Raw genomic sequence first — 22,959 nt, forward strand, 5'->3', positions numbered from 1 at the left:
AATTAGCTATCCGCTTTTTCTTGAGTGAACAAGGCATCAATAAATTCTTTAGAATTAAAGGTACGCAAATCATCAATTTGCTCACCCACGCCAATATAGCGTAGCGGGATTTTAAACTTGTCGGCAATCGCAAACACCACGCCGCCTTTAGCAGTACCGTCGAGCTTGCTGATGGTCATGCCGGTAACGCCCACAGCCTCTTGGAATAGCTGCGCTTGGCTAATAGCATTTTGGCCCGTGCTCGCATCTAAGGTCAGCATGACTTCGTGCGGCGCCTCTGGGTCAAGCTTCTTCATCACCCGCACCACTTTCTTAAGCTCTTCCATCAGATGCGACTTGTTTTGCAGACGACCGGCAGTATCGGCAATCAAGATATCAATCTTACGGGCCTTGGCCGCTTGCAACGCATCGAAGAGTACCGAGGCACTGTCGGCGCCCGTATGCTGAGCCACCACGGGAATATTATTGCGTTGACCCCAAACCTGTAATTGCTCAACCGCTGCAGCACGGAAGGTATCGCCCGCCGCTAACATCACAGACTTACCCTGACGCTGATATTGCTTCGCCAGTTTACCGATAGTGGTGGTTTTACCCACGCCGTTAACACCAACCATTAAAATCACATAGGGGCCGTTAGCATTTTCAGGCACTAAAGGGATAGCGACAGGGTCGAGCGTCTTCTGCATTTCATCACGCAGTAAATCGTAGAGTGCTTCGGCATCCTTTAATTGCTTGCGGGACGCATGTTCGGTCAGGCTCTGGATAAGGCGTGAAGTAGTTTCTACACCCACGTCGGCGATTAATAGCTGCTCTTCCAGCTCTTCAAACAGATCATCATCGATTTTTTTACCACGGAATAAACCAATGAAACCGCTACCAATATTTTCGCTGGTGCGCATCAAGCCGCGTTTTAACCGCGCGAAGAAGCTTTCTTTGGCGGGTTTTGCCTGAGGTTCGGGTTGTTGCTCAAGGGGTTGTTCAGCTTGGTTCTGTGCAGCGGCAATTCGTTCTGCTTCAGCTTGGGCTTCTGCTTGGGCTGCTGCGGCCTGCTGCGCGGCAACTCTTTCCGCTTCGGCTTTTTCAGCGGCTAACTGTTCTGCCTGAGCTTGCTCCGCCGCTAAACGTGCGGCTTGTTCTTCAGCAACACGCTGCGCTTCCGCTTCTGCTTGGGCTTTTGCGGCTTGTTCCGCAGCAACTCTTTCCGCTTCGGCTTTTTCTGCAGCTAACTGTTCTGCCTGTGCTTGCTCCGCCGCTAAACGCGCGGCTTCGGCAGCCTGTTGTTCGGCTAAACGTGCAGCTTGCTCTTCGGCAACACGCTGGGCTTCAGCTTGAGCTTTTGCGGCTTGTTCTGCGGCAATTCTTTCTGCTTCGGCTTTTTCTGCGGCTAACTGTTCTGCCTGCGCTTGCTCCGCCGCTAAACGCGCGGCTTCGGCTGCCTGCTGTTCGGCTAAACGTGCAGCTTGCTCTTCTGCAACACGCAGTGCTTCAGCTTGGGCTTTTGCGGCTTGTTCCGCAGCAATTCTTTCCGCTTCGGCTTTCTCTGTTTGTGCTTTTTCAGCGGCTAACTGTTCTGCCAGTGCTTGCTCGGCCGCTAATTTGTCGGCTAGCGCCTGCTCGGCTGCGGCTTTTTCAGCCGCGAGACGGGCTTCTTCAGCTTGCTGCTTTGCTAATGCTTCGGCTTGCTCGGTTTGCGATGGAGTAGAGACTGGGGTTTGCTCGACAACCTCATCTTGTGATTTATCTTTACGAAACCAGGAGAAAAAACCTTTCTTTGCCATGTGTAATTCCAGCGCTCTACTTCAGTGTTGAATTTAAAATAAGACCCTGCCGTTATACCAGATTACCGCGGCAATTACGCCCAAAAAGTCGGCAATTAGTTCTGCTCTATCAGCCTTCTCACCTTTTACTAGGAGTTTGATATAAAATAGTGGCCTTTATAAAGGTGGCATAGTCTACCACTTTCTTTCTTCAGGCAAAATCACGGGGGCACTTTGGCTAATAATCGTGCAAACAACAAGCAAGTGACCAAGAGTCAAACGGCCAACAAGAAAGCCGGTAGCGGCCAAGTGCGGATCATTGCCGGGCAATGGCGTTCGCGCAAACTGCCCATCCATGATTTAGACGGCCTGCGGCCGACCACAGATAGAGTCCGCGAAACCCTATTTAACTGGCTCGCCAATGATATTGCCCATGCAAGGGTGCTCGACTGCTTTGGTGGCAGTGGTGCCTTGGCGCTTGAGTCTCTCTCGCGCTACGCCAGTTACGCCAAGATTATCGAGTTGCAACGCCCTGCCGCCATGCAACTTAAAGCGAATCTCAATACCCTCAAGTGCGACAATGCCGAGGTACTCAACGCCGATACTTTAGTCGTGCTGCAAAATGGCTGCGACCAAGGGTTTGATGTGGTGTTTATCGATCCACCTTTCCGTAAAGGCTTGGCAGAAAAAACCATTCGGCTATTGGATAGCAAAGGTTGGCTTAATGATGGTGCGTTAATTTATGTGGAGATTGAGTCGGAATTAACCCAAATGGCAGTCCCAGCGACTTGGCAACCGCTCAAAGACAAGACCGCAGGGCAAGTCAGCTATCGCTTATATCAATACCAAGCCGAAGACTCTCCGGCTAACACCGAGGAATAGCATGTCGTTACTGATCAATATGGGCAAAGCCATTACCTTAATCGCGTGGCTGATGATGGCTTATAACCTTGTTATGCCTTTTGCAGGCAATATCGGCATTATTCTCAATATCTTGCTTGGCATTACTTGCTTGATGCATTGCTTCCAAGTTGCCATCTTCCATATGCTGTTTAAAAACCTGCTGACACTACGCAAACAAGATTATCTGCAAGTGTTTATCTTCGGCGTATTTAGTTTATTGAGCTATCGTCGACAGGTGTTGGCGCAGGCGTAAGCGTACTAAAACGTTGTCGAAACGCACTCGGGGTTAGGCCGGTAATACGGGTAAAGGCCTTACGACAGGCGCTCACATCCTCATAGCCCACTTGGTGCGCTATGGTCTCGAAACTCTGTGGACTATTTTCGAGTAAGTCACAGGCCTTTTGGATCCTGAGTTTTTGCAGGTATTCATTAGGTTTATGCCCTGTCGCTTTCACAAAACGTCGCAAAAAAGTTCGCTCGCCCATACAACACTGCTGCGCCAAAGCCGCAACACTAATCGGCTGACCATAGTCGGTTTGTAGGCGATTTTGCAGATTCAAGATAACAGTATCCCCATGGTCTCGCTTAGGTAAAAACTGTTGGTAATAACGCTGTTCACGCCCGCCGGTGTCGATAACAAGGTACTTACCCAGCTGGCGCATGACTTTCACATGGCAAAACTGCGCGACTAACTCCAACCCCAAGTCGAGCCAAGACATCATGCCAGCAGCTGTGATGATATCGCCCTCGTTGACCATGATTTTCTCGATCTCGAGTTTTACCTGCGGATATTGAGTCTCAAATGTTTCCACTAATCCCCAATGGGTTGTCGCCTTGCGACCATCAAGTAAACCCGCGGCGGCCAGCACAAATGCTCCCGCACAAGCGGAGCACAGGATAGCGCCTTGGGCATGTTGCTGTTGTAACCATAATCGCAATGAAGGCGCCGCATTGAAGTAAAACTCAGTCTCGATGCTCGGCGGGATAATCACTAACTGATAACTCTCTTCGAGACTCATCTCTTCTAGGGATAACCGAGTCACTGCAAAACTGCTTGAGCTTAGGGAATTATTTTCGTCAGCTAACATCAGCTTGTTAGCCACCAGCAACATCTCTTCTAGGCCAAATACGGCAGAAGTTAAACAACCGGGTATGGCTAATATCGCCACTTTTAATGGGGATGGCTCGGCAAAATTTGTCAATTTAAGCACCATAGATGTCATTTCTGCCACTCTTAATGGGCATGAATCTACCGCAAACTCTCCTTCGAAGACATCTTTTGCAAGAGAAAACGAATAGGAGAAAATTATGTCGAGCTTAAACAAGATCTCAGCGAACAGCGCCTTAGTGATTATTGATGTGCAGAATGACTACTTTCCCAATGGGGCTTACCCACAATGGCAAGTCGATGAGGCATTAGCGCGCACCTTGCACTCAGTGCAACGTGCCCAGCAACAGGCGATACCTATTATTCTCGTGCAGCATATTGCCGATACGACTCAGGGTGAGGCGCCCTTTTTTAACCCAAACACCCAAGGGGTTGAAATCCATCCAGCGCTTTTAGCAGAGCTGCCCAAAGCGCCTATTGTGGTAAAACAATTTGCCGACAGTTTCGATGGCACAGAGCTGGCCAATCTACTCCAAGATATGCAGGTCAAGCATTTACTGTTATGCGGCATCATGACGCAAAACTGCGTGACCCATACGGCGCTATCGCCCGCGGCACAAGCCTACTCAGTACAAGTGATTGCCGATGCCTGCACTGCTCCCACGCAAATGGTGCATCACATTTCGCTAACCGCCTTGTCCCGCAGAGTGGCATTAATCAATAGCCAAGACTTATAAGGTCTGATAGCAAAAAGCCCTCTTTCGAGGGCTTTTGATTTGAATATCAAGCTATTGAAGCGCTAAACCTTATCCTTTTGGATAGGGGTGAGCGACACCTTTGTGACAATCCACACAGGTCTTTCTCGCTTCAGGATCTTTCTTGAAGTTATTGCTGTGCATTCTCACAGCCATTGGCTTCATGGTATCAGGTTGATTTTCATAAATACGAGTATGGCAGTGTTGGCAGTTCGCAGAGTCATTACCACGGAAGTAAGCTAAAGCTTTGTCTGCTTGCTCTTTGCGGTTTTCGTCTAACCAAGCTTGAGTGTTAAAGCCATCGATCGTTAAGAAACCATATAAGTCTTTAGATACGATGATCTTCTTGATCAAGTAATCCACAGGACCATGTGGTAAGTGGCAGTCTTGACATTGTACAGTCACACCAGCACGACCACCGCCGTGGGCAGAAGCTAACACTTCATCTTTCAATGAGTGGTTGCTATGGCAGCTCATACAGAATGCGTCTTCGCTTGTCGCATGTAAGGTTTGTTGGGTTGCAAAATAGCCGACAACACCGATAACAATACCGACGACGATCAGCGCCAGGATGGAATATTTTGCGCTTGGTTTAAATAGTGCACGCCAGTTCATCACTCTATCTCCAAAAAATATTGTCAAAATTAGTTTTTATAAGACTATTTTATATTTTTTCATTTATTAGAAATTTGATTCTAAGCCTAAAAATGCCCATTAATTTAAACTTAAAAGTGCAAAATGAGACTTAGGTCTAACTCTTAATACATAACTCACTCAACCCAGCTTAGCAGAGCTTGAGGGTACTTCAACTCACGCTAATACATTAATCATTATGCTAAGCGACCAATGATTAAGTACTACCTTATGAAGCTAAGGCAATGAAATCATTTTTAGAATACAAAAATGTGATCAAGACGACATTTAACCTGCAAAGCCACAGTGTGATACATAAAAAACAAAATAAATATGAAACTTTTCACCAACTTTAATGGTCATTAGAGGTAGACATTATTTTATGTGAGTTTTTATGGCTAAGTTTTGGATCACCATAGCACTGTTATTTTCACTTATCGCCCAATCGGCGATGGTGAATGCTATGCCAACTTCAGCGATGAATGACTTCCACGATACGCCCAGCATGCAGATGGTCGATGGCAAGATGAAGTGTACTATGCCAGATTGTCCTCCAGACGAATGCATGCTGCATTGCCAAGACTCCCTTACCAACCATTGTAAAACCCATTGTCTCGCACAACTTTATCTTACCGCCTCACAGCCTCAACTTGCCTTGATGAATCATGCAAGTAAGCGTATTGCGGTCCAAGGTTGGGCGATTCAAACGGCCGACCTCGGGTTAACCACGCCACCTCCCAACTCCGATTTGCTGTAACCGATCTTTTTTAACGATTAAATCGATTCAATATTCTGCGACTGTGCCACCACGATTGCGCACCCTCGCGATACAGCAAATTTTTGGAGTTTATTATGAAAGCCACTTTATTAAATAAAGCATTCGTTGGCGCTACTTTAATCATGAGCACTCTGGCGATTAGCGTGACTGCAACTGCGGCAACCTTAAAAGGCACTGATACCCTCAATGTGGTCAGTATTAATGGCCAAGCCACTAAAGCCTTTAAACCTGTGCAATTGCCTGAAGGTAAAGTGCTGGTCGAAGTTAAATATCAAGATCTGTTTAGCTATCGCGCCGATGATAGCGGCACGTGGGTCAAATCAGAGCCTTTATTCTTTACCCTAAATGTCGCGCCGGAATCCAATTACCAAATCAACACCCCAACTAAATTAGTCAGCGAATCCGATGCTAAACGTTTTATTAAAAACCCTAGTATTCAGTTAAGCGTGGATGGCGCCGCTCCGCAGCAACTACCATTGCAAAACCACAGCCAATTAATGGCGGATATGCTGGAAAGTCACCCTTCTAAATAATAAACCTTAGGAGTTTACAAGCAGGGGCATTAACTGAAATGTGAGTTAACGCATTGCAGGATAATGCCTCTATGCTAAAATCGAGTCGTTCATTATTTGGAATACATATGCATCACACACTGGGTCGTTCACTATTAGTCATTTTCACTTTACTCGCACTCGTCGGGCAAAGTGTTGCGTCTAATGGTCACGCGATGGTGATGCGCTCTATGGAGATGAGCGCTATGGTTCATCATCCTTCCAGCCAAGGAATGGACCATGCAGCCATGATGCAGATGAACACAGAGAACCGCTCTGACTCAAGTACAATGGCCAATACAGATTGCTGTAACGATCAAATGCTTCCCGGCGCGAAGCAGCACTGCTGTGATGGCACCACATCCTGTCTCAACGACTGTGGACATTGTTTAATGATTTCAGTTGCTGGCACTCTTTTCAGCCCACACCTTTGGCCGAGTGTGAGTCTGAGCGATACCCCAGTGGCCACTCCTATGCCTCATTTCCACTCGATCTCTTTGTCTTCGGCCTTTAAACCGCCGATAGCCTAGCCTCATTGCGCCCTTTTTTCAGGGCAAACCAAGCTAACAAAACAATTTATTTCGCCGTTTATTGTGGTGCGCCAACATCTAAGCACCCAGAGTAAAGCAAAAGCGTTGTACTGAACACACAGGCCACTGTGTCGACCCTTTCTCGCGCCTCAAAGCGCTAGAATCTCGCAGTCACGTTTTATGCACTCATATTCGGCTATAAAACCCGATGGAGTGAACAATATGAAAACCTTAACTAATCTTGCCTTAGTTGCATTTTTAATGACCAGCACCAGTGTGTTTGCTACGGCAACACCCCATGAGCATCACCACAACAATGCTGCGCCACAGGAACAAGCCCAAGCCTATGTGTGCCCTATGCACCCCGAAGTGACAGGCAACAAAGGTGATACTTGCCCTAAATGTGGCATGAACTTAGAGCCAAAAGCGACGGAAGAAAAAATGGCTGACGGTGCAATGCACAAAGATCACGCGCACCACTAAGCTAGGCTGGAGATGAGGCATATGAACCAATTTCACAAAGTAAAAAAGCCGGGCCCTAAGGCAGTATTGATACTCAGTAGTTTACTGATGGGTACGCCTTGGTTAACCCAGGCCCAGCTCGCGAATCCAGCCACTCAAGCAGAGGCAGGCCACGAGCATGCGCACGATACTCACAGTGCAAATCAAGTCAAAACCTACACTTGCCCTATGCACCCCGAGGTCGAAAGCCACGAACCCGGTCGTTGCCCTAAGTGCAATATGTTCCTCGTTGAAAAAGAAGAAGAGGAAGAAACCAGCACTGCCGCCCAACATGCAGAGCATCAAGCGGCAAGCCAAAATGCGGCGCAAGTCTTTGATACACCAACACCCAAAGCGAATAGCTTAGTTAAAAGCCAAAGCTCGGGTGCGACCATTAAATATGTCTGCCCTATGCACGCCCACATTATTAGTGATGTGCCAGGCACTTGCCCTATCTGCGGCATGAATTTAGAGAAGGTCGAAACTGGCGGTAATACTCAGGAAATCAACATTAATGTCTCTGGCAGCATGCAACAGGCGCTTGCGCTGAAAGTCGCCGAAGCAAAACGCGATACCCTGTGGAAGTTTGTCGAAACCGTCGGCCAAATTGACTACGACGAGAGCCAAATCAACCATGTGCACGCCCGTGTAACTGGCTGGATTGAGAAGCTGATGATCAAATCTGTGGGCGACTCAGTTAAAAAAGGCCAGTTACTATACGAGATCTATTCACCCGATCTGATTAACGCCCAGGATGATTATCTGTTAGCACTCGATACCGCCAAATCTGCGGGTAACAGTGGCCGTTATCAGGATCTAGTCCGCAAAGCCGGGCTGCGTTTATCGCTGCTAGGCATGAATGAAAAACAAATCCAACAACTTGCTGACTCACGCAAAACCCAATACCGGGTGCCTTTCTATGCCCTGCAAGATGGTATTGTTAAAGAGTTAGCTGTGCGCGATGGCATGTATATCCAGCCATCAACAGAAGTGATGTCAATCGTCGACCTCTCTAAAGTCTGGGTCATCGCCGACGTGTTTGAAAATGAGCAAAGCTGGATTGCCCTAGGGCAAAAAGCCGAAGTCTCGGTACCCGCGATGAATATCAGCGGTATCGAAGGCACCATTGACTATATCTATCCCGAGCTGGACCCCGTCACCCGCAGCTTAAGAGTGCGCGTGGTGCTGAATAATACCGATATTTCCCTAAGACCTAAGACACTCGCCAAGGTCTCGCTCTTCGGCGGTCCGAATAAAGATGTGTTAGTGATCCCACAGGAAGCCCTGATCCAAACGGGTAAAGAAAACCGCGTGATAGTGAAACAGGCCGATGACAGCTTCACCGCTAAGGCCGTGACGGTCGGCATGATGAGCCAAGGTAAGGCCGAAATAGTCTCGGGCCTGAGCGAAGGTGAACGCGTGGTGACATCGGGACAATTCCTACTCGACTCCGAGGCCAGCCTCAAGGGCAGCTTAATGCGTTTAAGCAGCGGCCATCAGCACTAGGAGCGGATTATGTTGAAATATATTATCGAGTCCTCGATCAGGCAAAGGCTCATGGTGTTGATTATCGCCATGATGATCACTGTCTGGGGGATACAGGAGCTGCGTAAAACGCCGCTCGATGCTCTGCCGGATTTATCCGATGTGCAGGTGATCATTAAGACTCCTTATCCGGGTCAAGCGCCAAAATTGGTTGAAGAACAAGTGACTTACCCACTCTCAACCGCCATGTTAGCCGTGCCCGGTGCAAAAACCGTGCGAGGTTATTCGATGTTTGGTGATTCCTATGTCTATGTGATCTTCGAAGATGGCACCGACATCTATTGGGCACGCTCACGAGTGTTGGAGTATTTAAGCCAGATCAGCAGTCGCTTGCCTCAAGGGGTGCAACCCTCGCTCGGCCCCGATGCCTCAGGTGTGGGTTGGGTGTTTGAGTACGCACTGGTCGATCGCTCCGGCAACTTAGACCTGTCGCAACTGAAAAGCTTACAGGATTGGTATCTCAAACTTGAGCTACAAAGTGTTGCTGGTGTCTCCGAAGTCGCGACCGTCGGCGGCATGGAGCAAACCTATCAAATCGTGCTTGAGCCGGACAAAATGGCGATTTACAAGCTCGATATCGCCGCCGTTAAACAAGCTATCGATAAAGCCAATAGCGAGGCAGGTGGTTCTGTGGTCGAAATGGCCGAAGCCGAGTATATGGTGCGCGCTAAGGGTTATCGCCAAACCTTAGAGGATTTTCGCGAAATTCCTTTAGGGATCACTAGCCCATCAGGCACAGGTTTGTTGCTTAAGGATGTTGCCACCGTCCGTAAAGGCCCGGCTTCTCGCCGTGGTATTGCCGAGCTAGATGGCGAAGGCGAAGTCGTGGGCGGCATTGTGGTCATGCGTTACGGTGAAAACGCCCTCGCGACGATCGATGCGGTCAAAGCCAAACTCGAAGAGTTAAAAACTGGTCTGCCTGACGGCGTGGAAATCATTCCAACCTATGACCGTTCGCAACTGATCCAAAAGTCCGTCGATAACCTGTTCAGCAAAGTGGTCGAAGAAATGCTGGTCGTGGGCTTAGTATGTCTGCTGTTTTTGCTGCATGCCCGCTCAACCTTAGTCGCCGTTATCACCTTGCCGTTGTCGATTCTTATCGCCTTTATCGTGATGAACAAAATGGGCGTGAATGCCAACATCATGAGCCTTGGCGGGATCGCCATTGCTATCGGTGCGGTCGTCGATGGCGCCATCGTAATGATCGAAAACCTACACAAACATTTGGAGCATTTTAAAGCCGAGTACGACCGTGAGCCTTCGGTAAAAGAGCATTGGCGTATTGTGACCGAGGCTTCGATTGAAGTCGGCCCCGCGCTATTTTTCTCGCTGATTATCATCACCTTAAGCTTTGTGCCCGTCTTCGCGCTAGAGGCGCAGGAAGGACGCTTATTCGCACCGCTCGCCTACACCAAAACCTTTGCCATGGCGGCGGCCGCATTTTTATCTATCACCTTAGTGCCGATTCTCATGGGTTACTTTATCCGTGGGAAAATCCCAAGCGAGCGCAGTAACCCTATCAGCCGCGTGTTGATTGCCCTGTATCAACCGGCATTAAAGCTGGTGCTTAAGTTCCCTAAAATCACCATTCTGCTTGCCTTAGTGGCATTGGCGAGCGCTTGGTATCCTATGACGCGTATGGGCAGTGAGTTTATGCCCGCCCTAGAAGAGGGGGATTTACTCTATATGCCAACGGCACTGCCAGGGATCAGCGCCAGTAAAGCCGCCGAAGTGCTGCAACAGACCGACCGTTTGATTAAAACCGTCCCTGAGGTAGCCCGCGTATTTGGTAAGGTCGGCCGCGCCGAAACCGCGACCGATCCTGCGCCACTGACTATGCTCGAAACCACGATTATGCTTAAACCCCACGAAGAGTGGCGTGAGGGCATGACCTTAGACGGCATCATCAATCAGCTGCAACAAACGGTAAAAGTGCCCGGCCTAACCAACGCTTGGGTGCAACCGATTAAAACTCGTATCGATATGCTGTCGACGGGGATTAAAACCCCCGTGGGTATTAAGATCACTGGTGCCGATGTCAATGAGCTACAAACCCTAGGCGCTAAGATTGAGGCCATCTTGAGTAAAGTGCCACACACTAAATCGGCCTACGCCGAACGCAGTGGTGGCGGTCGCTATATCGATATCAGCCCTAAACTCGATGTGGCCGCACGCTATGGCATGACGCTACAGGATATCCAAGATGTAGTACGTTACGCGATTGGCGGTATGGATATTGGTGAGTCAGTTCAAGGCGCGGAGCGTTACCCCATCAACCTGCGCTACCCCCGTGAACTGCGTGACAATATCGAGAAACTGCGCGAGCTACCGGTGATCACTAAATCAGGGCATTATTTGCCGCTGCGTAACTTGGCTGATATCGAAATTAACGATGGCGCGCCAATGCTTAAGAGTGAGAACGGCCGGTTAATTTCGTGGGTATTTATCGATATCGAAGGCACTTCGATTGGTGAATATATCGCCGCGGCAAAAACCGCTTTAGATGAAGAACTCGTTGTTCCGCCCCGTTACAGCTATAGCTTTGCGGGTCAGTACGAGTACATGCAGCGGGTCGATGCCAAGCTTAAGCAAGTGATCCCTATGGCACTCGGGGTGATCTTTATCCTACTGATGATGACCTTTGGCTCGACCATGCAGGCCAGCATTATTATGCTCAGCCTCCCCTTCGCCCTCGTGGGTAGCACTTGGTTATTGTATCTGCTCGACTACAACATTTCGGTCGCCGTCGCAGTGGGGATGATCGCCCTTGCTGGGGTCGCAGCCGAATTCGGGGTGGTGATGTTGGTGTACCTCAATAACGCCATTAAACATCGGCAGGAGAAAAACACTTACCACACAGTCGAGGACTTAAAAGAAGCCTTGATTGAAGGTGCGGTCATGCGTATTCGCCCTAAAGCAATGACAGTCGCAACCATCTTCTTCGGCCTCTTGCCCATCATGTGGGGCGCAGGTTCGGGTAACGATGTGATGCAAAAAATCGCCGCACCTATGGTCGGCGGTATGGTCACAGCACCTATACTGTCGCTGTTTGTACTGCCAGCACTGTATCTGTTGATCTACGCTCGCCAAATCAATAAAGCAGAATAATCGTTCGCTTTAACTCACCATAACCCCTAGCGTGATTAACGCTAGGGGTTATGTTTTTTGAATTCGAATTAGCTTTTCAGTCAATATCCTATTCGCGTATTCGGCAATTTCACTGCACAATAGCAGCATGCAACGCCATGTGTTTGTGCCACCGCCATAGCAGAAAGGACGCCAGCGAATGACAGCTTTATTTTCTCTACTCATCCACAACCGCGCAGGTATTTATCGCCATAGCTTTGGCTTGCTGGGGCTGTTGTTGATTGGTTTTACGCCCACAGCCCTTCAGGCAGCGCCCGCCTCGGGGGAGTTTGTCGCCAACAAGCGCTGCGAACTGTTTCAGTCTAAAAATAAACAAACCAATCCCGATGATTGGCAGAGCAATATTGGCGAGCGTTATCCCGTTGCCGAAATTCTAGGTAATAGCACGAATCCCGATTGGCTCAGGGTGCGAACCAATGCCAACAGCTCGCCACTGCGTTGGATAAAAGGTAATTGCGGGCAATACAATGCCGCAGCTACAGCGCCCGCCGAATCCATAGCGACCGCTCAGCCCACTGCGAATGTCGAGCCCGCGCAAACAACCCTAACTAGCGAGAGCACGGCGGTTAAGAGTGAAAGCCCGCAAGAACGTGGCACGCCAGAAAAGCGCCAAGGTAATGTGTGCCAAATCGAGGATAACTACGACTCCAATGTGCTCGCCCTAAGTTGGCAGAGCACCTTTTGCGAACTCTATGGCAGCCGTAAAGCCGAGTGCCGCGCCTTAAGCCAAACGAGTGATGCGCCTCAGTGGCAACACTTTAGCCTGCATGGCCTGTGGCCAAATCGCCAGCAATGTGGCACCCGTTATGGCTTTTGCAGCAGCGTGAAACAACAACCGAGTGATTTTTGTGATTATCCCGAGGTGCCACTCAATGCCTCTGTCCAAAAAAATCTCGAGGAAGTGATGCCAAGTGCCCGCTACGGCAGCTGTTTAGAACGCCATGAATGGTGGAAACATGGCACCTGTCGCAACCAAGACCCTAATGACTACTTTTTACTGGCGACTCAGCTGACGCAGGAAGTGAATGCCTCGGCATGGGTACAACAATTTATCCATGAAAGAATTGGTAAAAAAGTGACTCAACAAGAGCTAAATCAAAGCTTTGATGCCAGCTTTGGCCAAGGTGCACACACTAAGGTCACCCTAGACTGTGCCAAAGGACTCTTGAGTGAAATCCGCATCAGCCTGCCTCAGGTCATCAACAGATCCGACTCTTTACCGAGTCTGCTCGCAAAGGCGCCGAAGGCGAAAAAGACTAATTGCCCAGATCTGTTATTAATTGATATGCCAAACTAACTCACTTTGATTTTGCTCAGTAATTTTCACTTCACTTTAAGTGAATTATTGCAAACGTTGCCCCTTGCGCGTCGGCAATCACCGCAAAACGTCCCACATCAGGGATATCACTTGGCGGCACGCATATCTGTGCGCCTAGCCCCTGCGCCTTAGCGGCAAAGGCATCACAATCAGCCACTACAAAATAAGGCATCCAATGGACGGGGATCTCGCCCCATTCCGGCATCATTTTCATCATGCCCCCCATAGACTGACCGTCGATTTGCCACTCGGTGTAATCGATGCCGGGTACATGACTGGGGAGCGTGGTCCAAGGAAACACTTGAGTGTAAAAACTGGCTTCGGCGCCAGGTTCACGACAGGCCAGTTCAACCCAACACAGGGTATTTTCTTCGCCTTGGCGACGTGAGCCAGGGTGGTTTTTCGCCTGCCACAGGGCAAAACGTGCACCTTCGGGATCACTCACCTGCGCCATCACGCCCGCATCACCCACCACATGCGGTCCCATATGTAAGTGCCCACCCGCAGCAAGGATGGCGGCAACCGTGGCTTCGATATCCTTAACCGCAAAATAGATCCGCCAGTGGCTAGGGATCTGTGGTTCTGACTCAGGGATTTGATACATGGCACCTAAGTCATCACCGTCGAGGTTGAACAACGAGAAATGGCCATTAGGAATCGCCATTTCCACCGCATTCCAACCAAACAGCGCGTGGTAAAACGCCTGTGCACCCTGCCAGTCATGGCTCGCCAGTTCGACCCAACAGGCCTGTCCCTGCGCGTACTGAGTAATCCTCATTGCAGACTCCAATCAAACAGATAATGTGTTCGAGTTAAGCTGGAGTTTAGGCAACTGTCCAGTTTTGGCGATAAAAAGATGAATATAAAGAAAAAGCCCTCAATTTGAGGGCTTGATTCGTACGAGAAATACTTAGGAGAACTGCGGCAATAGATTCGCCATCGCGAGTAGATGACAAGCCCCAGTCACCACGCCGTATAACACCACAAGGATAATTAAGGGCGTGCCACCAAAGACTCTAAAACCTTGATGGTTAGGGAACTGCTGTCTCGATTTATAGGCCATCAGTGCAGGCACTATTACGGCCCACACGGTTGCCGCTAAGGCAGCAAAACCTATGGCAATCAAAAAGCCATCGGGGAATAACAAACCTAAAATGGTCGGCGGCACAAAGGTAACTACCGCCGTTTTCATCCGCCCCGAGCGCGTATCATCGAACCCGAATAAATCGGCCAAATAATCGAATAAGCCTAAGGTCACACCGAGGAAAGAAGACGCCACAGCTAAGTTAGCAAACAGGGTTAACATGCTGTTTAACCAGCTGCTTTCCATCACTTTCGACAAGGCGCCGACTAGCACGCCCATATTACCGCCCTGGGCAATAATCTCACTAAACTGGCTGCGTGGAATGTTGCCCATAGTGGCGACTAACCAGCAGGCATAAATGATCAGCGCGATGAAAGTGCCGACGAAAATCGCTTTGATGATGGTCGATGAATCTTTGCCATAATACTTCACCAAACTCGGCACGTTGCCATGGTAGCCAAAACTTGCCAGACCAAAGGGCAAGGCAGCCCACAGATAAGGCATAAAGCTTTGATTACCATCCGGCTCGAGCAACTTAGTCACATCAATCTCGATCAGTAAATTACCAATCGCGAGGAAGAAAGTGATGATCATCCCGCCGAGCATTATGGTCGTAATACGGTCCACCGCCTTGGTACTGATCAACACGATACAGGCGAGCACAACCGCAAATACTAATCCGGCGACACTCTGGGGTAACTCAATCCCCATGCCCTGTAGGCTATGGTTAACAATCGAGCCGCCGCCACTGATATAGGCGTAGGTTAAGATGTAGAGCACGAAGGCAATCGATACCCCATTCACAATCCGCCAAAACTGGCCTAGGGTTTCCTTGGTCAGGGTATCGAAACTCGCCCCCGGCTCGAAATGCAGGTTGGTTTCGAGCAGTAACAGCCCCGACATCAACATGCAGAACCAAATACCGAGTAACATCAGTACCGAGTAACCAAACCACATGCCAGCGCCCACAACGGGCAAAGAAAACATCCCCGCCCCGACTGTGGTGCCAGCAATAATCATGGCACCACCAAGCAAAGACTTGCCCACCGGCTTATTCTTCGCCGCATTCATATGGTTAGCCATTAAACGATATGCTCCGCGGTCACGCTCGCCACTATGGTTTGTCTCACTGAGGCTCGAAGTAAGCTATTGGCTTGATCGCGAATGCGCTCAACGTCGGATTTATCTTCCTTCTCGGAAAAATAACCCAACTCTTTAAGCTTAACACTCAAGGTGTTATAGAGTTTCTTGTCGTAGAACTCTGGTGCGGTAATTCCATGCAGCGCCCCTAAACGTTGGGCCAGCAGATGGCTTTCAGACTCCAGCTCCGAACGCTCCATCTTAGGTCTGTGGGCCAGGAGATTGAAAATAATCGCATAGCGTTGCAAGGTTTCGCTAACGCTTCCGGCCAGCAACAACATTTGGCTAGTGTGCTCAGTCACCACCGACAGCGTATCGCTTTCCTGCACTAAGCCCTGCTCAATAAACAGATCCAGCACTTGATTCACATAGCTTGGCAGATCCTTGATACCCATGAATAACTCCGCCTTAAGTAGCGGGTAGAAGTCACTCACAATTCCCAAAATCTGAGCTCTTGAAATCTGCTTATTGTTGGTTAAACAGCTGGCAATTAACGACGGAATGATAAACAAGTGGATGATATTGTTACGATAGTAAGTCATTGAAATCGCTTGGTTCGCATCAATAGATACTATCTCACCCAGAGGATCGGCGTGGATGGAGAACTTATTCAGCTCTAATCCTTGCTGCACTAAGTGCTTGCCATCACCTTCGGCCACCGACGTAAACGAAGTGTAAGGCACACGCTTAAGCAGAGTTAAGTACAAATCTAACTGACGCTCGAGCAAGCAACGCTCTAGGGCATTTTGCTCCGACGCCAGCAGCACTAAGCTGGTTAAGGTAATTGAACTGGCGGCAGCAGCATCGTTAATGCGGGTCATCACACGATTCGCTAACACGTTCACCGCAGGGGTTAACCAAGTCGGTTTTTGTTCGGGATCGTCGGCCACTTCAGTGCGCCAGTTTGGCGCCGTTTCATTCAAGAAGTTTTGCAGTGTAATCGGCTCACCAAAGTTGACATAACCTTGGCCAAAATTACCTAATTTACGAATAGCACCAAAGACTTGCCATACAGATTCTTTCTGTTTTTTCTTACCACTCAGCTCTTTGTGATAAGTCGCCACTTCCATCACGTGATCGTAGCCTAAATACACAGGCACTAAGGTGACTGGGCGTTCGATACCACGCAGCACACTGTTGATCGTCATGGCAATCATGCCCGTTTTCGGCGCTAATAAACGACCGGTACGAGAACGGCCACCCTCAGAGAAATACTCAACCGAATATCCCTTAGCAAACAGCTGATCGAGGTATTCACGGAACACGGCCGTATAGAGTTTATTGCCGTTAAAACTACGGCGAATAAAGAAAGCCCCGCCACGGCGGAACAGCGGCCCTGCTGGCCAGAAGTTTAGGTTAATCCCCGCCGCAATGTGCGGTGGCACCATGCCTTGGTAATACAGTATGTAAGATAACAGCAGGTAATCCATATGGCTGCGATGGCAAGGTACATACACAATCTCGTGACCATCATGGTGCAGCTGGCGGATTTGCTCGGCACCTTTGATATTGATACCGCTGTAGAGCTTGTTCCATAACCAAGTTAAGAAACGCTCGGCAATACGCACTAGGCTGTCTGAATAATTCGCTGCAATTTCATCAAGATATTCAATTGCTGTTTCACGAGCTTGGGTTTCGGAAATCTTCTTACTCGCCGCTTCTTCTTGAATCGCCTTGCGTAAGGATTCGGATTTCAACAGGGAGTGGAACATCGCCTGACGATTAGGCAGCACAGGTCCTGTCATCACCTTGCGTTGGCGGCGGAAATGCACTCTCGCCACCCGCGCAAGCTTATGGGCAATCCCCATATCGGTGCCGTGCTCGTCGGCCATGTAACGCAGCGATACCGCATTAGAAAACTGAACAAAGTTGTGACGACCTAAAAATAGAATCATCAGGCACTTACGCAACCAAGTTGGATTCTCGCGTTCAAGCACAGCCGCCTTCATGGTGTCGTCTTCTTTACCCGGAGTACGGCCCCAATACAGGCTCACAGGCACCAGCTGAATATCTAACTCAGGCTTTTCTTTATGTACGGCCAACAAACGCATAAAACATTCGAGGAATGGCTCATTGCTGGCACGGTCGCCAAACAAAGGCTTACGCCCTTCAAGGCAAACTACGCGGGGCGCGACAACGCCATTTACCACGAGCGGCTCGTAGGGGCTTGGCAAACCCAGCTTAGTAGTGATCTCGCTTAACGCAGCAATATCACTCAGGGATTCTGTTTTCATTACATAAGCAAGCGGTCTGGAGGCGTCCAGATTCAGATCGGCAAAGGGATCCTGCGGCACAACAATAGTGTGCACTAAGTGTTTTTGGATCCAGCGTAATGATTTCAACCAAAGAGAGTCTTGTTTAGGCATTATTCTTATGCAATGTAAGTACGTTCATTAGCCCCATAGAATACCAGATTCTAGGGAACATTCGCTAATACTCTCCAATCGCGTTAAAAAGTGGTTAATACTTGCACTACGAATAATACTGTATATACTAACAGTAACTGTATAGAAAAACAGGAAAGAACATGAGACCGTTGACGCCACGCCAAGCCGAAATTTTAGAGCTGATTAAACGTAATATTGCCGAGACTGGCATGCCACCCACCCGGGCCGAAATCGCCACCCGTTTGGGTTTTAAAAGTGCAAATGCCGCCGAGGAACACCTTAAGGCATTGGCGAAAAAAGGCTGCATCGAGATCATGCCTGGCACTTCCCGCGGGATCCGTCTCCCAGTTGAGGAAGAAGATAACAGCGAATCAGGCTTGCCACTGATTGGCCAAGTGGCTGCGGGCGAACCTATCCTCGCCCAAGAGCATGTCGAGCAGTATTACCAAGTCGACCCTAGCATGTTCCACCCTGCTGCCGATTTCTTATTACGCGTCAGAGGCGACAGTATGAAGAACATCGGCATCCTCGAGGGGGATCTGCTCGCCGTTCATAAAGTACAGCAAGCGCGCAATGGCCAAGTAGTTGTTGCTCGCGTCGACGATGATGTAACAGTTAAACGCTTTGAAAAGAAAGGGAATCTAGTTTATCTACATGCAGAGAATGAAGATTACTCCCCAATTAAAGTCGATTTAAGTTTCCAAAGTCTAACAATAGAAGGGCTCGCCGTAGGGGTGATCCGCAATGGAGATTGGCTATGAACAAACTACTAGGTAATGCCCCGCGTCACCCCGGTTTATGGCTCGATGCGGTGCGCGAAACCGATACTGACTGGCAGCATACGCCTATCATCACTATGCCTACCGAGAGCCAAGGTCGCCAAGAGCTAATGCAACTTAGCAAGCAGTTAGCACAACTGAGCCAACAAGGCCGCTGGGTCGTGCTCATCAACCCACCTAGTATTGGCTACAAGCAGTTACTGGCTAGCGCTGGCGTGCGTATGGACCGAGTTCTCTTAGTCCATGCGAAAGATGAAGTCGAAACCCTGTGGGCAATGGAAAAAGCCTTAACCAGTGGCACTTCCAGCGCAGTAATTACTTGGATCCACTCACTCGATGCCCGCGACAATCGTCGTTTGCAAATTGTGGCCAAGAGTGCCCGCGCCATGGGAATCGTGCTCGAAGGTGTTGTAAATCACTCGACTACGGACGCGACACTCAAGCAACCCGCTCACTTTGCCCAAGGTAGTTTTTTTAGCTCTGTTCATTAAAATTTTTTGCACCGCGTATTTAGCCTTGAAAGCCGCCTCACCTGTGAATGTGGGGCTTTTTTTTGGCAATTTTTCAGACAATTAGAAAAAGAAGTGATCTTGATCAATTTTTAAACAGCAAGTATGTTTGATTCAGACGAGCATAATATATCGCCCGTTTAGGCAAAAAATATCGACGATTTATCGAATATCTCTTGCCCACAAAAATCGAGAATAATGGGTTTTATTCAGCAGTATGTGCCAGTGTGGCTAATACCAGCAGTAACAATACTTAATCAAAAGTAAGCCGCCAACGCACGTTGAAGTCAGAGAAGCTTTTTTGGGAACTGAAGAGTTTGCATAGAGTTGAGACTTACTGTGTTGCTCTTCTTTGTAGTTGCTATTCGCAATTGGCAGAGGAGAAGTCTTGTGAAGCAATGGTTGTATTGTTTACTCGTGGTGCTATTCGCCCCACCGTTGGCCGCAGCGGACATGCGGTTCAACATGACCCCTGGCGTAACAGAAATCAGTGGCAAGGTATATCACCTTCACATGACGATTCTGTATATCTGCTGCGCAATAGGCCTAGTGGTTTTTGGCGTGATGATTTATGCCATGATCAACCACAGAAAATCCAAGGGCGCAGTCGCGTCTCACTTCCATGAGAGTACAAAAGTCGAAATCGCGTGGACGATCATTCCTTTTGTCATTCTGATCTTAATGGCAATTCCCGCCACGAAAACTCTGATTGCCATGGAAGATCCCAGCAATGCCGATCTCACGGTAAAAGTCACGGGCTCTCAATGGAAATGGCATTATAGTTACTTCGATCAAGACATTGATTTTTACAGTATTCTCGCAACCCCAAGACCTCAAATCGAAGGTAGTGAAGCCAAGGGTGAGCACTACTTACTCGAGGTCGACAAACCCCTAGTATTACCCATCAATCGCAAAATCCGTTTCTTGATGACCTCAGAGGATGTCATCCACTCATGGTGGATGCCCGCCTTTGCCGTTAAAAAAGACGCTAACCCAGGTTTTATCAACGAGGCGTGGACCCGTATCGACAAACCCGGTATTTACCGTGGCCAATGTGCCGAGCTTTGCGGTAAAGACCATGGTTTTATGCCGATAGTGGTGCAGGCATTACCCGAAGCAGAGTTCGATGCTTGGGTTGAAGAGCAAAAGCAAGCCGCCAATGCCGCAGCCCAAGCCGCACAAGCCGCGTTATCGCAAACACTGACGAAAGAAGAGCTAATGACTCAGGGTGAGCAAGTTTACCTTGGTCACTGCGCCGCCTGCCACCAACCCAACGGTGAAGGTTTACAGGGGGTATTCCCACACCTCAAAGGCAGCCCCATTGCGACAGGACCACTGAGCGGCCATCTTGAAATCGTGCTCAATGGTAAAGCGGGTACGGCCATGCAAGCCTTTGGCAAACAATTAACGACCCAAGAAATTGCCGCCGTGATTACCTATGAGCGTAATGCATGGGGCAATAACACGGGTGATGCGGTACAAGCCAAAGACGTTGATGCCCATAAATCCGGTGGCACCAATAGCGAGCCAGTAGCAACGACTCCGCCCCCAGCAACCACCGATGCACCCAAAACGGCGACAGAACCTACCGCCAGCGTCGATCCCGCGAGTCTCCCCACGCTTAGCCATGATGAACTGATGGCCGAAGGGGAAAAGACCTATGCCACGATTTGCGCCGCCTGCCACCAGCTAACGGGTGCAGGTATGCCTCCCGCCTTCCCCGCCCTTGCTGGTAGCGCTATCGCAACGGGTCCGATCGCCAATCACATCGACATAGTGATGCACGGTAAACCGGGCACGGCGATGCAGGCATTTGGCACACAACTTACGCCACAACAGCTTGCCGCCATCATTACCTATGAGCGCAATGCATGGGGCAACAATACCGGCGATACAGTGCAACCCGCTGATATTGCTCGCCATGGACAGTAGGGGATTAAGATGAGCACACTGACTCAAGACCAAATTGCCGCCCATGATGAACACCATCACGGTGCACCTAAAGGCATCATGCGCTGGTTACTCACCACCAACCACAAGGACATTGGCACCCTATACCTGTGGTTTAGTTTCATAATGTTTTTAACCGGTGGTGCTATGGCCATGGTGATCCGCGCCGAACTCTTTCAGCCCGGATTACAACTCGTTGAACCTAACTTCTTCAACCAAATGACCACAGTGCATGGGTTAATCATGGTATTCGGCGCCGTGATGCCAGCCTTTACAGGGCTGGCTAACTGGCTGATCCCGATGATGATTGGTGCGCCTGATATGGCGCTTCCACGGATGAACAACTGGAGTTTTTGGATCCTACCCTTTGCCTTTACTATTTTACTGAGCTCACTGTTTATGGAAGGCGGCGGCCCTAATTTCGGTTGGACCTTCTACGCACCACTCTCGACCACTTATAGCCCTGACAGCACAGCATTATTTGTATTCTCTATTCATATCATGGGGATAAGTTCGATCATGGGCGCCATCAACGTGATCGTCACCATAGTCAACCTACGCCCCCCCGGTATGACGTGGATGAAGTTACCGCTGTTTGTTTGGACTTGGCTGATTACCGCCTTCTTGCTGATCGCCGTTATGCCCGTACTCGCGGGCGCCGTCACTATGGTGTTAACCGATAAGTTTTTCGGTACTAGCTTCTTCGAGGCGGCAGGCGGCGGCGACCCTGTGATGTTCCAGCATATCTTCTGGTTCTTCGGTCACCCCGAGGTCTACATCATGATTTTGCCTTCCTTCGGCATTATCTCCGCCATAGTTCCAGCCTTTAGTCGCAAGAAATTGTTCGGCTATTCATCCATGGTGTATGCCACGGCGAGTATTGCGATTCTGTCCTTCCTCGTGTGGGCACACCATATGTTCACCACCGGTATGCCTGTGTTTGCCGAGTTGTTTTTTATGTACTGCACTATGCTGATTGCCGTGCCGACTGGGGTAAAAGTGTTTAACTGGGTAGCGACTATGTGGCGCGGCTCACTAAGTTTTGAAACCCCAATGTTGTTCGCGGTGGCCTTTATTATCCTGTTCACTATTGGCGGCTTCTCGGGTTTGATGCTCGCCATCACGCCGGCCGACTTCCAATACCACGATACTTACTTTGTAGTGGCTCACTTCCACTATGTGTTGGTCACGGGTGCGATTTTCTCCATCATGGCGGCGGCCTATTACTGGTTACCTAAATGGACCGGCCATATGTACAACGAAAAGCTCGGCCAATGGCATTTTTGGTGCTCGGTGATTTCGGTCAACGTGTTGTTTTTCCCGATGCATTTCTTAGGTCTTGCGGGTATGCCAAGGCGTATTCCCGATTATTCGATTCAATTTGCCGATGTAAACCAAATCGTATCGATTGGGGGTTTTGCCTTCGGTCTATCTCAGCTGATCTTCCTCGTGCTGGTGATTAAGTGCATTCGGGGCGGTGAAAAGGCGCCCGCCAAACCTTGGGAAGGCAGTGAAGGCTTAGAGTGGACCCTACCAAGTCCCGCGCCCTACCACTCTTTCACCACGCCACCCGAGGTGAAATAA

General features: G+C 49.3%; 20 protein-coding genes. 14 read left to right on the plus strand and 6 right to left on the minus strand.

The features are described 5' to 3' along the window. Nucleotides 1-2: 2 nt before the first annotated feature. Nucleotides 3-1,778: a signal recognition particle-docking protein FtsY gene (gene ftsY, locus K0H60_RS19840; protein WP_220056806.1), complete on the minus strand. Its 1,776-nt coding sequence runs from the start codon at nucleotides 1,776-1,778 to the stop codon at nucleotides 3-5. Nucleotides 1,779-1,991: 213 nt separating this feature from the next. Between ftsY and rsmD the strand changes: the two genes are divergently transcribed. Both rsmD and K0H60_RS19850 read left to right on the plus strand, forming a co-directional pair. Then, on the plus strand, nucleotides 1,992-2,639 hold the full coding sequence (gene rsmD, locus K0H60_RS19845) for a 16S rRNA (guanine(966)-N(2))-methyltransferase RsmD (protein WP_220056807.1): 648 nt from the start codon (nucleotides 1,992-1,994) through the stop codon (nucleotides 2,637-2,639). Nucleotide 2,640: 1 nt separating this feature from the next. Beyond that, nucleotides 2,641-2,913, plus strand: a complete 273-nt coding sequence (locus K0H60_RS19850) for a DUF1145 domain-containing protein (RefSeq protein ID WP_047537927.1) — start codon at nucleotides 2,641-2,643, stop codon at nucleotides 2,911-2,913. Here K0H60_RS19850 and K0H60_RS19855 read toward each other — a convergent pair. Then, nucleotides 2,870-3,871, minus strand: coding sequence for a GlxA family transcriptional regulator (locus tag K0H60_RS19855; protein WP_350354861.1), 1,002 nt, complete (start codon nucleotides 3,869-3,871; stop codon nucleotides 2,870-2,872). The genes K0H60_RS19850 and K0H60_RS19855 overlap by 44 nt on opposite strands. 97 nt (nucleotides 3,872-3,968) lie before the next feature. Between K0H60_RS19855 and K0H60_RS19860 the strand changes: the two genes are divergently transcribed. Continuing rightward, the gene (locus K0H60_RS19860) at nucleotides 3,969-4,505 is read left to right on the plus strand and encodes a cysteine hydrolase family protein (RefSeq protein ID WP_220056809.1); all 537 of its coding nucleotides are present in this window, start codon (nucleotides 3,969-3,971) and stop codon (nucleotides 4,503-4,505) included. Between the two features lie 69 nt (nucleotides 4,506-4,574). Here K0H60_RS19860 and cymA read toward each other — a convergent pair whose 3' ends face one another. Continuing rightward, entirely contained in the window at nucleotides 4,575-5,138 is a 564-nt protein-coding gene (gene cymA / locus K0H60_RS19865; protein WP_011718695.1) for a NapC/NirT family cytochrome c CymA, read from the minus strand. Nucleotides 5,139-5,550: 412 nt separating this feature from the next. Here cymA and K0H60_RS19870 point away from each other — a divergent pair, with 412 nt between their 5' ends. The 7 genes from K0H60_RS19870 to K0H60_RS19900 all read left to right on the plus strand — a co-directional run bounded on the left by K0H60_RS19870 (nucleotide 5,551) and on the right by K0H60_RS19900 (nucleotide 13,505). Next, nucleotides 5,551-5,913, plus strand: coding sequence for a hypothetical protein (locus K0H60_RS19870; protein WP_220056810.1), 363 nt, complete (start codon nucleotides 5,551-5,553; stop codon nucleotides 5,911-5,913). Between the two features lie 95 nt (nucleotides 5,914-6,008). Further along, entirely contained in the window at nucleotides 6,009-6,467 is a 459-nt protein-coding gene (locus K0H60_RS19875; RefSeq protein ID WP_220056811.1) for a DUF2057 family protein, read from the plus strand. Between the two features lie 107 nt (nucleotides 6,468-6,574). Then, nucleotides 6,575-7,015, plus strand: a complete 441-nt coding sequence (locus K0H60_RS19880; RefSeq protein ID WP_258405769.1) for a hypothetical protein — start codon at nucleotides 6,575-6,577, stop codon at nucleotides 7,013-7,015. Nucleotides 7,016-7,237: 222 nt separating this feature from the next. After that, nucleotides 7,238-7,498 (plus strand): heavy metal-binding domain-containing protein, encoded by a 261-nt coding sequence (locus K0H60_RS19885; RefSeq protein ID WP_220056813.1) that lies wholly within the window; start codon nucleotides 7,238-7,240, stop codon nucleotides 7,496-7,498. A gap of 21 nt (nucleotides 7,499-7,519) precedes the next feature. Continuing rightward, nucleotides 7,520-9,022 carry an efflux RND transporter periplasmic adaptor subunit gene (locus tag K0H60_RS19890; RefSeq protein WP_220054163.1) on the plus strand — a complete coding sequence of 501 codons (1,503 nt, stop codon included), beginning with the start codon at nucleotides 7,520-7,522 and terminating at the stop codon, nucleotides 9,020-9,022. Between the two features lie 9 nt (nucleotides 9,023-9,031). Then, nucleotides 9,032-12,169 (plus strand): efflux RND transporter permease subunit, encoded by a 3,138-nt coding sequence (locus tag K0H60_RS19895; protein WP_220056814.1) that lies wholly within the window; start codon nucleotides 9,032-9,034, stop codon nucleotides 12,167-12,169. Nucleotides 12,170-12,347: 178 nt separating this feature from the next. Further along, nucleotides 12,348-13,505 (plus strand): ribonuclease T2, encoded by a 1,158-nt coding sequence (locus tag K0H60_RS19900; RefSeq protein WP_220056815.1) that lies wholly within the window; start codon nucleotides 12,348-12,350, stop codon nucleotides 13,503-13,505. Between the two features lie 31 nt (nucleotides 13,506-13,536). Here the strand turns inward: K0H60_RS19900 and K0H60_RS19905 are convergent, their stop codons facing one another. The 3 genes from K0H60_RS19905 to plsB all read right to left on the minus strand — a co-directional run bounded on the left by K0H60_RS19905 (nucleotide 13,537) and on the right by plsB (nucleotide 18,116). Further along, on the minus strand, nucleotides 13,537-14,304 hold the full coding sequence (locus K0H60_RS19905; protein WP_220056816.1) for a VOC family protein: 768 nt from the start codon (nucleotides 14,302-14,304) through the stop codon (nucleotides 13,537-13,539). A 132-nt stretch (nucleotides 14,305-14,436) separates the two neighbouring features. Next, the gene (gene mtr / locus K0H60_RS19910; protein WP_220056817.1) at nucleotides 14,437-15,693 is read right to left on the minus strand and encodes a tryptophan permease; all 1,257 of its coding nucleotides are present in this window, start codon (nucleotides 15,691-15,693) and stop codon (nucleotides 14,437-14,439) included. Beyond that, on the minus strand, nucleotides 15,693-18,116 hold the full coding sequence (gene plsB, locus K0H60_RS19915) for a glycerol-3-phosphate 1-O-acyltransferase PlsB (protein WP_220056818.1): 2,424 nt from the start codon (nucleotides 18,114-18,116) through the stop codon (nucleotides 15,693-15,695). The genes mtr and plsB overlap by 1 nt, the downstream gene beginning before the upstream one ends. A gap of 161 nt (nucleotides 18,117-18,277) precedes the next feature. On the opposite strand from plsB, the gene lexA reads away from it, so the two are divergent. The 4 genes from lexA (at nucleotide 18,278) to ctaD (ending at nucleotide 22,959) form a co-directional block, all read left to right on the plus strand. Next, the gene (gene lexA / locus K0H60_RS19920) at nucleotides 18,278-18,898 is read left to right on the plus strand and encodes a transcriptional repressor LexA (RefSeq protein ID WP_011624510.1); all 621 of its coding nucleotides are present in this window, start codon (nucleotides 18,278-18,280) and stop codon (nucleotides 18,896-18,898) included. Next, nucleotides 18,895-19,407 (plus strand): cell division inhibitor SulA, encoded by a 513-nt coding sequence (locus K0H60_RS19925; RefSeq protein WP_011718708.1) that lies wholly within the window; start codon nucleotides 18,895-18,897, stop codon nucleotides 19,405-19,407. Before lexA ends, K0H60_RS19925 begins: the two co-directional genes overlap by 4 nt. Before the next feature lie 408 nt (nucleotides 19,408-19,815). After that, complete coding sequence (gene coxB, locus K0H60_RS19930; RefSeq protein ID WP_220056819.1) at nucleotides 19,816-21,357, plus strand: cytochrome c oxidase subunit II; 1,542 nt, start codon at nucleotides 19,816-19,818, stop codon at nucleotides 21,355-21,357. 9 nt (nucleotides 21,358-21,366) lie between these two features. Continuing rightward, on the plus strand, nucleotides 21,367-22,959 hold the full coding sequence (ctaD, locus tag K0H60_RS19935; RefSeq protein WP_220056820.1) for a cytochrome c oxidase subunit I: 1,593 nt from the start codon (nucleotides 21,367-21,369) through the stop codon (nucleotides 22,957-22,959).

This window comes from Shewanella mangrovisoli, assembly GCF_019457635.1.
GTDB classification, from domain to species: Bacteria; Pseudomonadota; Gammaproteobacteria; order Enterobacterales; family Shewanellaceae; genus Shewanella; species Shewanella mangrovisoli.

Coding starts and splice junctions, on each gene's coding strand:
- K0H60_RS19875 (WP_220056811.1), top strand. CDS start 6,009: ATGAAAGCCACTTTATTAAATAAAGCATTCGTTGGCGCTACTTTAATC.
- K0H60_RS19925 (WP_011718708.1), top strand. CDS start 18,895: ATGAACAAACTACTAGGTAATGCCCCGCGTCACCCCGGTTTATGGCTC.
- K0H60_RS19850 (WP_047537927.1), top strand. CDS start 2,641: ATGTCGTTACTGATCAATATGGGCAAAGCCATTACCTTAATCGCGTGG.
- plsB (WP_220056818.1), bottom strand. CDS start 18,116: ATGCCTAAACAAGACTCTCTTTGGTTGAAATCATTACGCTGGATCCAA.
- ftsY (WP_220056806.1), bottom strand. CDS start 1,778: ATGGCAAAGAAAGGTTTTTTCTCCTGGTTTCGTAAAGATAAATCACAA.
- mtr (WP_220056817.1), bottom strand. CDS start 15,693: ATGGCTAACCATATGAATGCGGCGAAGAATAAGCCGGTGGGCAAGTCT.
- K0H60_RS19895 (WP_220056814.1), top strand. CDS start 9,032: ATGTTGAAATATATTATCGAGTCCTCGATCAGGCAAAGGCTCATGGTG.
- cymA (WP_011718695.1), bottom strand. CDS start 5,138: ATGAACTGGCGTGCACTATTTAAACCAAGCGCAAAATATTCCATCCTG.
- K0H60_RS19890 (WP_220054163.1), top strand. CDS start 7,520: ATGAACCAATTTCACAAAGTAAAAAAGCCGGGCCCTAAGGCAGTATTG.
- K0H60_RS19860 (WP_220056809.1), top strand. CDS start 3,969: ATGTCGAGCTTAAACAAGATCTCAGCGAACAGCGCCTTAGTGATTATT.
- K0H60_RS19900 (WP_220056815.1), top strand. CDS start 12,348: ATGACAGCTTTATTTTCTCTACTCATCCACAACCGCGCAGGTATTTAT.
- K0H60_RS19870 (WP_220056810.1), top strand. CDS start 5,551: ATGGCTAAGTTTTGGATCACCATAGCACTGTTATTTTCACTTATCGCC.
- K0H60_RS19880 (WP_258405769.1), top strand. CDS start 6,575: ATGCATCACACACTGGGTCGTTCACTATTAGTCATTTTCACTTTACTC.
- ctaD (WP_220056820.1), top strand. CDS start 21,367: ATGAGCACACTGACTCAAGACCAAATTGCCGCCCATGATGAACACCAT.
- K0H60_RS19885 (WP_220056813.1), top strand. CDS start 7,238: ATGAAAACCTTAACTAATCTTGCCTTAGTTGCATTTTTAATGACCAGC.
- lexA (WP_011624510.1), top strand. CDS start 18,278: ATGAGACCGTTGACGCCACGCCAAGCCGAAATTTTAGAGCTGATTAAA.
- K0H60_RS19905 (WP_220056816.1), bottom strand. CDS start 14,304: ATGAGGATTACTCAGTACGCGCAGGGACAGGCCTGTTGGGTCGAACTG.